The 13,929-nt window shown below is 64.5% G+C and carries 10 protein-coding genes; 5 read left to right on the forward strand and 5 right to left on the reverse strand.

The features are described from left to right. Window positions 1–12: 12 nt before the first annotated feature. The gene (locus GobsT_RS20515) at window positions 13–3,288 is read right to left on the reverse strand and encodes a hypothetical protein (RefSeq protein WP_010042025.1); all 3,276 of its coding nucleotides are present in this window, start codon (window positions 3,286–3,288) and stop codon (window positions 13–15) included. Window positions 3,289–3,599: 311 nt separating this feature from the next. Between GobsT_RS20515 and GobsT_RS20520 the strand changes: the two genes are divergently transcribed. Continuing rightward, on the forward strand, window positions 3,600–5,825 hold the full coding sequence (locus tag GobsT_RS20520; RefSeq protein ID WP_010042027.1) for a hypothetical protein: 2,226 nt from the start codon (window positions 3,600–3,602) through the stop codon (window positions 5,823–5,825). A gap of 337 nt (window positions 5,826–6,162) precedes the next feature. On the opposite strand, the gene GobsT_RS20525 is transcribed toward GobsT_RS20520, so the two are convergent. Both GobsT_RS20525 and GobsT_RS20530 read right to left on the reverse strand, forming a co-directional pair. Then, a complete protein-coding gene (locus GobsT_RS20525; protein ID WP_157506574.1) occupies window positions 6,163–7,380 on the reverse strand; it encodes a transposase in 1,218 nt (405 codons plus the stop codon). 773 nt (window positions 7,381–8,153) lie between these two features. Beyond that, on the reverse strand, window positions 8,154–9,278 hold the full coding sequence (locus tag GobsT_RS20530; RefSeq protein WP_010042029.1) for a Gfo/Idh/MocA family protein: 1,125 nt from the start codon (window positions 9,276–9,278) through the stop codon (window positions 8,154–8,156). A gap of 342 nt (window positions 9,279–9,620) precedes the next feature. On the opposite strand from GobsT_RS20530, the gene GobsT_RS20535 reads away from it, so the two are divergent. From GobsT_RS20535 to GobsT_RS20550, 4 genes are all read left to right on the forward strand, one after another. Continuing rightward, window positions 9,621–10,409, forward strand: coding sequence for a DUF6655 family protein (locus GobsT_RS20535; RefSeq protein ID WP_050790287.1), 789 nt, complete (start codon window positions 9,621–9,623; stop codon window positions 10,407–10,409). A gap of 202 nt (window positions 10,410–10,611) precedes the next feature. After that, a complete protein-coding gene (locus GobsT_RS20540; RefSeq protein WP_010042032.1) occupies window positions 10,612–10,809 on the forward strand; it encodes a hypothetical protein in 198 nt (65 codons plus the stop codon). Window positions 10,810–11,067: 258 nt separating this feature from the next. Then, complete coding sequence (locus GobsT_RS20545; protein WP_010042034.1) at window positions 11,068–11,253, forward strand: hypothetical protein; 186 nt, start codon at window positions 11,068–11,070, stop codon at window positions 11,251–11,253. Between the two features lie 6 nt (window positions 11,254–11,259). Continuing rightward, on the forward strand, window positions 11,260–11,973 hold the full coding sequence (locus GobsT_RS20550) for an RsmE family RNA methyltransferase (protein WP_010042037.1): 714 nt from the start codon (window positions 11,260–11,262) through the stop codon (window positions 11,971–11,973). A gap of 123 nt (window positions 11,974–12,096) precedes the next feature. On the opposite strand, the gene GobsT_RS20555 is transcribed toward GobsT_RS20550, so the two are convergent. Together GobsT_RS20555 and accD are read right to left on the reverse strand one after the other, a co-directional pair. Then, window positions 12,097–12,990: a serine/threonine protein kinase gene (locus GobsT_RS20555; RefSeq protein WP_010042040.1), complete on the reverse strand. Its 894-nt coding sequence runs from the start codon at window positions 12,988–12,990 to the stop codon at window positions 12,097–12,099. 102 nt (window positions 12,991–13,092) lie between these two features. Continuing rightward, on the reverse strand, window positions 13,093–13,911 hold the full coding sequence (gene accD, locus GobsT_RS20560) for an acetyl-CoA carboxylase, carboxyltransferase subunit beta (RefSeq protein ID WP_010042042.1): 819 nt from the start codon (window positions 13,909–13,911) through the stop codon (window positions 13,093–13,095). Window positions 13,912–13,929 lie beyond the last annotated feature (18 nt).

Here is a 13,929-nt window from a genome sequence, read left to right on the forward strand (position 1 = left end):
CGGGTATTAAAATTAGGGTGTTTGCCGTGCCGGTTCGAATCCGACGAACCGAACCAGCGCGCCGACGGCCCTACCGTCCGGCGGGGGGAGCACTTGCGTGTTCGTAAATCGGCATTCCAGCCGCCGGCCTTGAGCCGGGCCGCCGGGCGCCCGCAACTCGAAGGCCCCCGGTCCCACCGAGCGGCGCGCGACCTCGACGCCGTCCGCGAGCAGCGCCACCTCGGTCCGGTATCCGGATCGCCCCGCGAATGCCGGGATCTCGCCGCGAACGACCGCCTGGTGACCTGCCGCCGCGGGGTGGCACGTGACCGCGAACGTCGCCGCGCACCACCCGTCCGAGTACAACCCGGTGGCCGCAAGCCCCGCCCGTGCCAGGTCGCCGGGGAACGTGCCCACCGCCTCCGGCGGCCGGCACTGCGGCTCGAAGCCGACGTACCGCAGGTGAGCCGACAACCGCCGCCCGTCCGGCGCGGGCAACGTCTGGTCACCCGAGAATCGGACCGTGATCCACCGCGGCCCGCTCCCGTCCCCGCCCGGGGCGCGAAGTTCAAACTCGCCCGGCCCGAGATCAACGGTCACACCCGGGCGCCCGTCCACAAGCACGACCGCCGTCGTGCGGAACCCGTCCGCACCGGGCACCCCCGGTACCAGCCCGCGGACCACGGCCTCCTGCCCGCGCTCCGGCTGCGTGAGCCGCACCTTGAACTCGCGCCCGACCCAGCCTTCTTCAGAAAGCCCCGAGAACTCAAGGTGCGGGTGCGTCAGGTCCTCCGGGAATCGGTGCAGCGCGGGCGGCGGCGCGAACGCGGCGTATTCGGCTTCGGTCAGCACCGAGGCGTCGCGCAAGTACCCGGTCAGCCGGCGCCGGTCCCGCGACAGCTCTGCCCCCCACAGCCGCTCCGCAGCCGCCAGCTGATCGCGGGAACGCAGCGGCTGCCCGAACTCGAGCGCCAGGTAACGGCCGGGGCCGGCCGGCTGCGGCGCAACCGGCGGAGACACCAACCGGCTGGCCCCGCACCCGACCGCACCGAGCGTCACCCGCCGGTCACCGACCACGCGCACCGGGGCGGTGCCGCGCGCCTGCGGGTCAGCCTGGAACGACGCCGTGTGACTCACGAGAACCCGCACTTCGGGAGACGGGTTGAGAACGTCGAGCAGTACCGCGCGGCCGGTTCCGGCCGCGCTACGCCCTGCGAACGCCGGGTCCGCCTGGAGTTGGTACAGCGCGATCGCATCCGGCTCGGTCATCCCGAGAAAGTGGTGCCGGGCCCCAGACGCATCGCACAGCACCGCAAAGTTGTGGAGTTCGGACAGCGGGGCGCACACCACCACCGGCCCGCCCTCCGGATGCCGCACCCGGTTGAGGGGGGCCACCGCCCCGCCGCTCGCAACCACCAGTGTTCGCTCCGGCTCGTTGCCCCGATGCGGAGGCCGCCCCAGCGGCGTGTACAGGACCGCACCGGTGTCCGGGTCCCGAACCGCGTACACGTTTGCCGCCTCGGCCGCGTACGCCGCTCGCAGCGCGCGAAATGGTTCGAGCAGGTCGCGGCGCGCCCGCATCAGCGGGGCACGCTCCCCGCCCGGCAGCGCGTTTCTCACGTGCTCGTCGAACGTACTGACACCCACCTCACCGCCGAGCGTGCCGCGCACCTCGATCGCTACCAGTTTTCGTAAGGTCGTGTTGTCGCACGCGATCAGTACACGGTCCACCCCGCCGGACGAAAGCCGGCGGGCGTATTCGGCTCGGAACTCGGACAGGCCGTGCCGCTCGGAGACGGTCAGCAATTCCACGCGCCCCTCGAGCCCGCGGCTCTGGTCCACGTACCAGAACTGCACCCGCACGTTCAGCCCGACGAGCGCGACGGCCGCCGCCACGGCCGCGCGGGCGGCCCACCGCGTGCGGTGCCGCGCCACCACCCAGCCGGCCACCACGGACCACAGGAATGGTTGCACGAACATGGCCAACTTGAACAGCCCGAACCCGCTGCCCCGAACGAACAGCACCGCCCCCAACGCGGCCGACACCGCGAGCACCGCGGCCGGAGCGAACCCGCGCCACAGCCCGCGCGCCGCGACGGTTACGACGGCCGCGGACAGAGCCAGCGCCAGCAGGATCGCGGCGCTCTGCGCGCCCTCCGGTTCGGGGCCGGCAAGCGGCAACAGCCCCCACACCAGTGCCGGCCCGCGGGGCGTGAGGTACAGCGGGAACATTTCCTTGAGCCAATCAGCCGAGCGGGCGGCCGCGCCGGTTTGAATCATCATGAACGACACGCACCCGACCAGGTACGCGGGCATCAACGCCGTCATGATCACCACTGCCCCGGTGACCTGAGCCAAGTGCCGCCCGTCCAGCCGCCGCCGTACCAGGTCGCGTAGCCCGAGAGCCACACACGTCCCGACCAGCAACGGGATCACCTCGGGGTAGAACACGAGCAACCCGGTGAAAACCACACCGAGGGCGCCGGCCCGGCGGGCCAGCGCTCCAGCGGACAGCCTCCGCACGCGAACCGTAACGAGCGCCACCGCCACGCACAGCAGCCCCAACCCCGCGGCCTGGGCGATGAGTTGCTGCACCACCCCGTAGGTGGTAGCCGCCGAGACCGCCAGCAGCCCGGCGGTAAGGGCACCCGCCCGCCGCCCGGCGGATGCCGTCGCGAGCCCGCCCGCCGCCGCCACCAGCGCGAGGTTCAGGGCCGCGATCACCGGCATGAACACCTCTACCACCGGCCGCCCGGCCCACACGGACGAGATCGCCAGCAGCACCTCAGAGCCCGGGCGGGTTTCCTGAATTATGTACGAAAACCAAAAAGCCTGTGTCTGATCAACGCAGCCCAGCACATCGCTTACTTCCGGCGCGTGCGCGTACCCGTGGTCCCGATACCCCGTGGCCATCAGGCAGTAGTTGGCCATGTCGTCGTTGCCGTTGGCCACCCAGTCGAACCCATACTCGAACAGCGGCCACGCAGTCAGCCCGAAGGCCGCAACAAGAGCCGTCGCAGGCAGGGCACACCGGCGGGCCACGAGCCGCGCGGCCGCCGCCCGCGGCCGGGTGAGCCACAGGACCGCCGACGCGCCGGCGAGCAGGCACGCCCCCACCGGCACTGCCGAGTGCCGCACCGGTACCCCCCACCTCACGAGAACGTACGTTGGGATGGTGAGCGTCGCGAACCCAACCGCCGGTGCCAAAAGCACCACCGCCGGCCCCCAGCGGAACCGGCCGAGCCGCAGCACCGCCAAGCCGATGATGCCCCAAGAACCGAACAGAGCCCAGGACAGCACGGCCGCCACGCGTCACCTCCCGTTCCGCTCGGGTGGACCGAATCGGTGGGGAGTGATAGCGAGTCTGCGGCACGTACACAAGAGCAACCGCCCCGCGTGACGCGGCCTATTTCATGACGGGCCTATTTCAGGACCGATCCTTGCTCCACGCCACGTGCCTTGTTGAATCCCGAAATGAACATAAGTCGTTATTCTTCAATGCTCCAGCCCACGCCGTATCGAACATGGAACGGCGCGGCCAAGCATCCCATGCCACCTTGCTCTGGAGTGATAGCCGTGGTATGTGCGCGCTAGGTCCCGCGCACCGCCCGGAAGGTCCAATGAACACTTACGGCTGGCTGCTACTCGGTCAAACCGTGCTCGCACTGCTCGCGCTTGGGATGGGCGGCGGATGGGCGCTGTGTGCGTTCCGCCGGAGCGAGCGCCCGTATCTGTGGCTGGCAGCCCCGCTCGCCGGAGTGCTCACGCTCGGCGGCGCGCTTGCCCTGCTGTATTTTTTCACCGGCCTTTCGCTCCGTCAGTCCCTTTGGATCGGGTGGGGGCTGAACGTGCTCGGGACCGTGGTAACCGTCGCTCGGACCCGAACGGTCCCTCGCGCGCGGTATCTTGCTGCCGGTGGCGTGGTCGCTCTGGCCGTGTCCTACTGGGCAACGGTGAGTTGCAACAAGACGGCCATCGACGCGCGGGAGCCGACGCTCATCACGGTCGACGGGAGCGACATGTTCGGTTACGCGATCGTAGGGGACTGGGTGCGTGCGCACCCGGCCGCAGACGGGCCGCAGCCGACCGAGGTGCTGAACGGTCTCACGTACGGGAACTTGCGGCGCGAGTGCAGCCGCCCGATCGCGTTCCTGCTGCTGGCCGCCGGGGCCGAGACGCGCGGCACCACAACTCTCTTTTCGTACGATTGGGTGTCCGGGGTTCTGCTGGCGGCGGGGTTGGCCGGCTTCGCCGGCGCATCCGCGGGCAACGTACCGATACTCGTACTCGTGGCAGCCGGCGGGGCCGCCAGCAGTTGGCTTACCGACAACCGGACCGGGTACCTCGGAAAGGCAATCGCGTACCCGGCCGGGGTGCTGCTCGTGTCACTCATGCTTACGGCCCTCACGGAGCCATCCCGGGCGCGGTGGGCGGTGACCATTCTGTTCGGGACAGTGCTTGCGTGGTGCCTCAGCCCTATGTTCCCACCGGTGCTGCTGGCGATCGCTGCGGGCGGGTACTTGGTGACGCTCGTGGCGCTGTTCATTCGCGGGCGGTGGGACGAACACTCTAATGGATTCGGAACCGCGGTCATTCGCCCGGCGGTAGCGGCCCTAGTTCTGTCAGCGGCTTCGTCTGTACCGATGTTCGTGACCTACAGGTTGATGTTCGGCTCGTTCCCGCCGCCGCCGCCACCGACAGACTGGAGTTGGGTGCTTCCGGTGTCGCTCGACTTGGAACTGCCGACGCTCAAGGCAGTAACCGTTATATCATGGGTGTGGCTGATGCGGGCGGCCGCGGCGGCGATCGCGGTAGCCCTTGCCGCCGCCCTATGGCGGGGCCAGCGGGCGGCCTCTGCCCTTTTGGCATGTGGCCTGTTTGTACCGTTCGCGTGGGCTCTGGACGAGTTCCGGCTATACACTTTCCACGGACTCGTCTTCCCTTTAACACTCGCCGGGGCAGCAGCGCTCGCCGACCCGCGTTCCAAGGTGGCCGCCGTCCCGTCGGTTGAAGGGCCTTCAACCGGCGGGGCGGGAGTGGTCCGCATCGCACTGGTCGCGCTGCTGGTGTGCGGTACGGTCGGGTTGCGGGTTCCTCAGTTCCGGGCGGCAGCCTCCCGATACGTCTACGCGCCGCCGAGCCACCGAGTTGTGCATCGCCAGAGTGAAGCCGTGGCCCTCCGGGCGGCGCTCGAACACGCACCGCTCGACGTGGCCCTCGGACACTACGCCGACAACCACTTCGTGTGGGCCGAATTGGCCACCCGAGAGGTGCCGGTGCGATTCCGATCGCCGGGCTGGAATGTTTCTGTTGGAGCGTACGCCGGGCCGAGTCCGAACTACGATTTGTTCGCCCCCAAAGCGTCGTTCGCCCTACTCGAGCGAGGCGCATGGTCCGCCCCAGGTACCGAGCGCTGGGTCGGCAAACGATTGAAACTGGTTCAAGACCAGAAGGCGATCGCGGTAGTCGGCGTGTACGCGGGGCAGGCCAACTCTTGGGACGGTGAGTGGCGACCGGGTGTGTGGATCGGAAACGCGCCGACCACCCTGCTGATACACAACGGTGCAGACCATGTTTGTGCGGTCCGACTCACGGCCGACACGGCGGCCGGCCCGGCGCATCCCGATCCCAATCGCCGCACTTTGCGCTACCGGCTCCGAGACCGTGCAAGCACACTGTCTCTGCCCAAAACGAACCGAGCCGTTCTCTCGTTACTCCTGGAACCCGGTATGAACCGGATCGAGTTGAGCGTCGAGGAGCAAGCCGAACCGCTGGCTCCAGCCGGTCATCCCGTACCCCTGCTCGAATTCCGGAACTGGTGTATCGAAACCGCAGGTGGGCCGTAACGGTCCGCGCGCAGCAAGCACGCGGCGCGGTCTCGCAATGCACCCGACATCAGTCATCGCCCATCGTCGCATTGCGGAGGTGGTGCGGAACGCTGATGCCCCAATAGACCCTGTTCACGATAAGGATAAGAACTGCACTTAAACTCTTTCAGAACAGAGACTTGCATCCGAAATCACATGTTCGACACAAACCCATTGCTGACAAGTGGTTCCGCTTATCGTGAACATGGTCTAATGGAACCAAGTGTACCCGAGCAGGCGTCACCGGGCTGAGTGAATGCCCGATAGGCCGTGATCCGAAGGCTTTTTGGGAGACTTCTCGCTGAACGCGACAACTTCATGATGCCGGCTTTCTGGTCTCCACACCCTTCGACTGTGTATCCGGCGTGACCGCGGTTTGTTTTTGGGTCAAGCGTTGTTGGTGCCAGCGATCCAGGGCCAGGACGATGAACCGGACGATGGTCCTTCGCCGACGCCATTTGTACCGCACCTTTTCCAAGTATCGGAGGCGCCGATTGGTGCGCTCCACGTGGTTATTGGTCCGAACCCGTCGAGCGTGGGGGCTGTGCAGGAACGCCATCATCTTGTCGAACTTCTCGGCGCTCAGCAGTTCCAACGCCGAGGACAGGTCGGGATCGGATTGGTACTGTGCGTCTCGGACCAGAGCCGCCCGACGGCACCGCGCTTGATGAGGGCTTTGCTCGGGGTCGAACAGCCGATAGATCCGAAGCGCGAACGCGCGGAGCGCCCGCAGCGCGGGCAGGTAACCGAACATCTGGCTGAGCCAGCGGCGTTGTCGCCCATCCAGATGTTCGGGTCGGGTCACGATCAGGTGCCGATGCTTCCACACGAAGTGCCCTTGCTCCGTCTTGGTCTTCCCGCGGCGTGCCCGGGCCTGTTTCTGGGCCTTGCTCGGCCGGCCCCGACGTCGCTTCCGTCCCCCTTTTCGGGCGAGCGCGCGTCGGAGCCGTCGCAGGGCATCGAAGACATGGGTATTGATGTCCTTGAGGACATGGAACACGCACAGCTGGTGACGGGCGTGGGGCCACAGGTCCGCCAACACGGTGGGGTACAGGTTCGAGCCATCGGTGACGACCACTTGGGGCAAGAACCCGTGGTTCCGCAGGTTGTTCAGGAACCCACGCATATGGGCCTGATCGTTGGCCGAGACCACGGCGAAGGCCACCGGGAAATCGCCGATCGGGTCGGTGGCCAACAGGAGCGTGCGGTGGCCCAAGTGCAGCTCGTCGATGCACAGGGTGCCCGAGAAGTTGTCAAGCGTCCACTGGCGGTACCCGGGCATGTCGGTCTGGCGCACCTTCCAGTCCAGGCAGTCCGAGAGGAACCCGTCGGACAGATCCAGGAGGAAGTCCCGACGCAACGCCTGTTGGAGCCGATGGGCGCTCATGCCGTCCTCGAGGAGTCGGTCGATGACGGCCTCGCGAACGCGGTTGGTGTACTCGGCTCGAGGTTCGATCCCTTCGATCTGAGAGCGGAAGGTCTTGCAACAGGCACAGGTGGCGCGGTATTCTCCAACGGTCAACTCGAGGAACACGATTTCCCCGTAGGCGATGTCCCGAACGCGGCGGGTGTGGGTACCTTTCCGCCGTCCCCGTTCTCCGCACCGGGGGCACGGGAAGGTCTCCGGGGCACAACTCTTCGACACAACGCGCACATGAGCGCGGTCCATGCCGGTGTCCTTGATGGGTTGGTGTGGTAACCCCCAAAAAGGCACCGGCTGGACTCTTTCACAAGATCAATCACCGCAACGCAGTACCCGCTGTCGCGTCCAGCGAGAAGTGTCCTTTTTGGTAGCGAAATGAGGCCCATCGTTAGTGGGGTAGAGTCGCCGGAGCCTGAATCGGATCGACGGCCCACCGAATTATGAGTTTACTGGAGAGCACACGCGCCTCCCGATCCGCAGTGAGGCTGCTGATACCATTTGATCTCTGCCGACATCCGCGCCACCACCCATCGACGGGGCAGTTTCACCTGCCTCTTCTGGGGGTGGTGCCGGCTCGCCACCTCGACTTCGCACTTGGCGCGATCGGCCCTCAAGCGCAGAGATCATGGTTGTCGTACGTCTGCTCCGCCCATAGCAACATCAGCCGTGGCACATCCGCAGCGGTGATCTCCGGCAGCATCACCGGGCCACCGGTCCGTCACCTACTCTGACGGCCGTGATCGCTACCGCCGCCAACACACCAGCAGTGCCCACCACGTGTGGTTCACATTCCGATCGCGAAACCTATATTAACGAACACTACAACAGGTTAGCAAAATCAGGACCGATCATACCAACTATCACGATAACTAATTGTCTCAATATCAATACAACAATATCCACGGCTTTCGGTACTCCTTCGTCAGCAGCGCAGCCGCTTCCTTGTCGCCGACGATGGTTTCCGACTTCGGATCCCAGGTGATTTTACGTCCGGTGCGGATCGCGATGTTCCCAAGGTGACATACGGTCGCGCTACGGTGCCCGATCTCCACATCACAAATCGGCAGCTTTCGGGTCTTGATGCACTCCAGCCAATCTGCGTGGTGCCCCTTCGACACGTACAATTTCGCCTCGCCCGTCGGCAGTTTGTAAGGGTCGGCCACCTTTTCACCGTTAAGCATCGCGGCGATAGCCCCACGCTTCACGGAAATGGTGCCCTTTTCGCCGACGAACGTCACCCCACCGGGGTTGCCACCGGCGCCCAGTGTGCAGTGAACTTTCACCCCGTTCGCGTAAGTAAAGACCTGGTTTGCGGATTCAGGCGTCTCGAACCACTTATCCTTGTTGAACGTTGCCATGCCCTCGATCGTTGTCGGGCCGCTGTCGTCCAGCCCGAGAGCCCACTGTGCGATGTCGAGATCATGCGCGCCAAAATTGGTCTGTTGACCGCCCGAGTAGTCCCAGAAGAACCGGAACAGGTAGTGAACGCGGTTGGCGTTGAACGGGCGCTCCGGTGCCGGGCCGAGCCAGCGATCGTAATCGAGCGTCGCCGGCGGGCTTCCGTCCGGAACCGCCTTCTTCGCCCGGCTCACCCAATTCGGTCCCGGCAAACCGACTTTCACCTCCTGCAGTTTCCCCAGCGCCCCGTTGCGGACCAGTTCACATGCGTGCCGAAACTCCTTCCCGGATCGCTGTTGACTGCCTGTTTGCACAATCCGTTTATTGTCGCGTGCGGCCTTCACCATCGCGCGGCCCTCCGTCACCACCAGTGTGAGGGGTTTCTCGCAATAAACATCCTTACCAGCCTTACAAGCATCGACCGTCACGAGCGCGTGCCAGTGGTCTGGGGTACTACAAAGCACCGCGTCAATATCCTTCTTGTCCAGCAGTTTGCGGTAATCGCTCGCGGTTGCGACCTTGGTCCCCTTTTCCATCTCCCGAGCGGCCGCTTCAAGGTGAACGGAGTCCGTATCGCACACAGCGACCACGTTCTTGCGAACAGCTTTCATGTTGGCCAACCCTTGTCCCCCCACACCTACACACGCAACGCGAACGGTTTCGCTCGGTTTGTCCTGGGCCAAAAGCGCCGCGCGATAAGTCAGCGCTGGAAGCGCGAGGAAGGTACTGCCTGTGAGGGACGCGCGGAGCACAGCGCGGCGATGAAGTTGCGTCATTTGCGGCTTTCAGAAGATGGAGATTGGAAGACAAGTCTTCGGACAGTTTAACCCCGCGTGGTGGAACGACGCCACTGCGAAGAACCGTCTTGCACCGAGCGGGCGCGCGGTTATACCGGTGCCCCGTTTCATTCGGGGACCGAGCCCTTGATCCGACCACGCTTCACGTTCCGGCGCGTGTTCGCGCTACTGCTGGCCGCACTACTGACGGGGTGCGGCACGACCAAAATGACCGACAGCCCGCGTGCGGCCACCGAGATGCTACTCGTGTCGCAGGCGATCGATTACGCAGTCGCGAAGATGGACTTCAGCGCGCTCAGCGGGCAAGCCGTCTTCCTCGACACCACGCCGATTGAAAAGGATGTCATCGATAAGGGCTACGTCATCAGTTTGGTGCGTCAGCAGTTGCTGGCGCACGGCGCTCTAATCCAGGAGGAGCGCACCCGTGCCCTATACGTGGTCGAGTTGCGAGCGGGCGCGATCGGCACGGACAGGCACAGCGTGATGGTGGGTACCCCTGCGGTGTCACTGCCCTCGGTAGTGCCCGGGTTGCCCACAAGCATTCCCGAAATTGCCCTCATGAAGAAGAACGACCAACGTGGGGTCGCAAAGATCGGGGTATTCGCCTACAACCGCGTCACCGGGCGAGCCCTTTGGCAGTCCGGCACAGTCGAGGGCGAAAGCCAGTCGAAAGACCTTTGGGTGTTCGGCGCGGGTCCCTTCAGCAAAGGCACTATTCGCGACCGCACCGAACTGGCCGGCGAGCCGCTCCCCTCCATCCCGACCCCAGCCGAGTTGCTGGGAACCAAAAGCGACAAAGATAAGCACGTGATTCCGGCAGCGGGCACCGCTCGAGAGCAGTTTTTCCCCAACAACACAGCGCCTGCGCCGCCACTACCCGTTCCCGCGGCAGCGGAAGCCGTGACTGGTAGCGCGATTCTCGCGAACACGCCGCTCGTGCGCTAGCATCCGCATGCGCTGCTCATGAATACGCCTTTAACTCGACATCCACTCCGAACGGCTCACCCCGCTCGGCACGCACTCCGATAACGGAACTCACTGAGGAGAGGTTCGTAACGATACGAGCGCCCGGTGGACGTAGTCGTTCCGTACTAACGTTGAACCGTGGCGCCCATTTACGGCGTGCCACGATCCAGAGGCCGCACAGATGCAACCGCTCTCACCACTTGCCCGTCATGAGCCCTCGCACCCGAACTGGGAACTCCTCCGGCGGCTCGGTTGGTCGGTTGCCAACATTTCCGGAGCGTACTGTGTCGCGTGGCGCGGGCGTGACGAGGTCGTGTTCGAGTGGCGCGAGGACGGGTGGCACCGTATCGGCGGGAGCGGCCCTGTTGAGCAGGTGTAAAACCAAGCAGCCCGGTTTAGTGTGAGCGTTACCGAATGGCGTGAGCAAGAGCTATTCGGATAAGCCACTGCGGCGTGGCGGCCCCAAAAACACGGATGGGTGCGCTCGCGATTCCTACTTGACCTACCCCGGTGCGTGCGGGTACCAATGAGGTGCCCGTCGCGCCCGTTCGTCTCTCTTGGGCCGGATCGTGATGTGATTCAGAACGACACGCGAATTCCGATCGTAGCCCGAGCCACTCCTTGAGGGGACAGCCGAATGAACTCCGCCACCCGCGACGTTCCCGCCCCGGAATCCTACGCGACCTTTTGGGAGCCGATCCCGGTGGACACCCCTCCGGTCGTTCACACACCGGCCAGGGAGCCGAAAGACGCGTACCAAGATTTCGTTAACATCACCGAAGACGCGCCGGTGTCGCTCCAAGTCTCGCAAATCGACATCTAATCAGACGTGTCCGATCGCTTTTACATTCCCGATCTGCTCGGTGCCGGCGAGTTTGTACTTACCGGTCCGGAGGCACACCACCTCGTCGCCGTGCGCCGGTTCGGTGACGGCGACGAGGTGGTGGTTTTCAACGGAGACGGCAACGACTACCCGGCGCAAATTCTTAGCGCCGGGAAAAAGAGCGTTGTGCTTCTGGTGCGGGAGCCGGTCTTTGTCAATCGCGAACTCCCCTTCCCGGTCGTGGTCGCGTCAGCCCTTCCGAAAGGAGACCGCGCCGATTTTCTCGTCGAAAAATTGACCGAACTCGGGGTCAACCGATTCATCCCGCTCATCACGACACGAGCAGTGGTCTTACCCAAAGTGTCGGTGGTGGAAAAGTTCGGGCGTGCGGTGATCGAGGCGAGTAAGCAATGCGGTCGAAACTGTTTGATGCAAGTGGACGCCCCACAGAAATGGGACTCGTTCGTCGCGCGTGCCGACCTACCGCAGCCGCTAACAATTCTGCACACCGGCCCGGGGTTGGTGGGCGCGAGTGGCGCCGGCGGAACCTTGGCCGTCGGCCCCGAGGGCGGGTTCACGACGGAAGAGGTTGAGCGCGCCCTCACACACGGATTTGTAGCCCGGAGCCTGGGTTCTCGTGTGTTGCGGACCGAAACGGCAGCGATTGCCGCTGCCGCGAGATTGGGAGAAGGCACGAAAATCAATGCAACGAACGGCTGATCAAAACGGGTTTGCGGCTCGCAACCGCACACGACGATCAAGCCGCAGCGATCCCGGCCATATGAACCATAAGGGGACACAACAGGTAAGTAACGTTATCGTGTTGCACGTCGTCCCACCATCTCAGTAATCTTGCTTTTCAAGCTTCAAGAGCGTGTCTTTAAACGCCTTGGCACTCGGGTAGCGATCGGCGGGCTCACGTGAAATGGACTTCAGTAGGATGTCCGAGAGCCGGTCATCGAGCTTCGGGTTCAGGTCCTTTGCAACGCGCGGCGGTTGGTTGAGACGCCGACGGAAGGTCTCCTCACTCGAAGGCGACCGTTCCCACGGCAACTGGCTCGTGAACACCTCATAGGCCGTGACCCCGAGGGCGAACAGGTCAACGCGGTGATCGGTGTCTTTCCGCTTCAGGATCTCGGGCGCGAGGATGTCCGGGGTACCGGTTCGGTTCCCCCCCCGACAAAACTCGGGGGTGTAGGGAATGGTCAGACCGAAGTCGATCAGCTTGAGCACCCCGTCTTTGTCGACCATCACGTTGCGTGGGCACAGGTCGCGGTGCAGCCACTTGTTGTCGTGCATGTACTGCAACGCGTCGCAGAGCTGGCCGAGGTAGTAGATCCGGTTCCCGTTCAGCTGCGGGGATCGCGTTTCAATCAGGTAGTTCAGTCCGAGGCCGTCGACCCACTCCATCACCAGACACGGTGAACCGTCCTCGGTGACCCCCGCCTCGAACGTGCGCACCACGTTCTCGTGCTTCAGCGCCGCACAGATCTCGCCTTCGTGCGGCTTCTTCAGACCGACGAACCGCTCCTCGAACTTCTTGGTCTTCAGTTTGTCGAGGATCTTGAGACAGACGGTGCGGCCGAGCTCCCGGTCGTAGGCCCGGTACACCTTCGACATGCTCCCTTGACCGGTGCGTCCGCTCAGCTCGAACCGCCGAGCGACGTTAATCCGCTTCAGCCCCTTGGTGGAGCCGCCGCCCTTCGATTTACCGAACAGGAAGTCGAACAGGCCCACGACACACCTCAGAAGCGCGGAGCACGGAACACAGCGTGCGGAACGAAGACGCTTGCACGGGCAACCAGACAAGCTCCGCGTTTCGGACTCCGCACCCCGCCGCTAACGAATTTGACAATAGTCAACGATCCGAGCCACCTCGGTTCGCAGGTCTTTTCGGTGAACGATCCGGTCCACGAACCCGTGCTTGAGCAGGAACTCGCTGGTCTGAAAGTTCTCCGGCAGTTCCACTCGCACCGTGTTCGAGATCACCCGGCGGCCGGCAAAGCCGATCATCGCCTTGGGCTCGGCCAAAGTGATATCGCCCTGCAGCGCCCAGCTCGCCGCCACGCCACCCATTGTGGGGTTTGTCAGGATGCAGATGTACAAACCGCCCGCCTGGTCGTATCGACCCAGAGCGGCCGAAATCTTCGCCATCTGCATCAGCGACAGGATGCCCTCTTGCATCCGCGCGCCGCCGCCCGACCCGCTCACAAAAATAAGCGGCAGTTTCAGCTCGGTTGCGCGTTCGGCGGCGCGGGTGAGTTTTTCGCCCACCACGCTACCCATGCTCCCCGCCATGAACGCGAAGTCGGTGATGCCCAGAACGACGCCGCGACCGCGGATGAACCCCTTACCGGTCACCGCGCCGTCGAGCATCCCGGTCTTTTTCTGCTCTTCCGCGAGCCGCTGTGCGTACGGGATGCGGTCAACGAAGTTGAGGGGGTCACAGGGCTTGATGTCCGCGTCCCACTCCTCGAAGGTGCCCTCGTCGAGCAACTGCGCGATGCGGTCGCGGGCGGGCATGGTGAAGTGGTGGTCGCAGTCCGGGCACACGTGGTGCCGGGCGACCACCTCCTTCTTGTAGACCGTGGTCTTGCAGTTCGTGCACTTGATCCAGAGGCCTTCCGGCACGCCCCGCTTCGCCCGCTCGGTCGACATGCTCTCCCCCGAATTCGG

Origin of the sequence: Gemmata obscuriglobus (assembly GCF_008065095.1) — a bacterium.
Classification (GTDB): Bacteria; Planctomycetota; Planctomycetia; order Gemmatales; family Gemmataceae; genus Gemmata; species Gemmata obscuriglobus.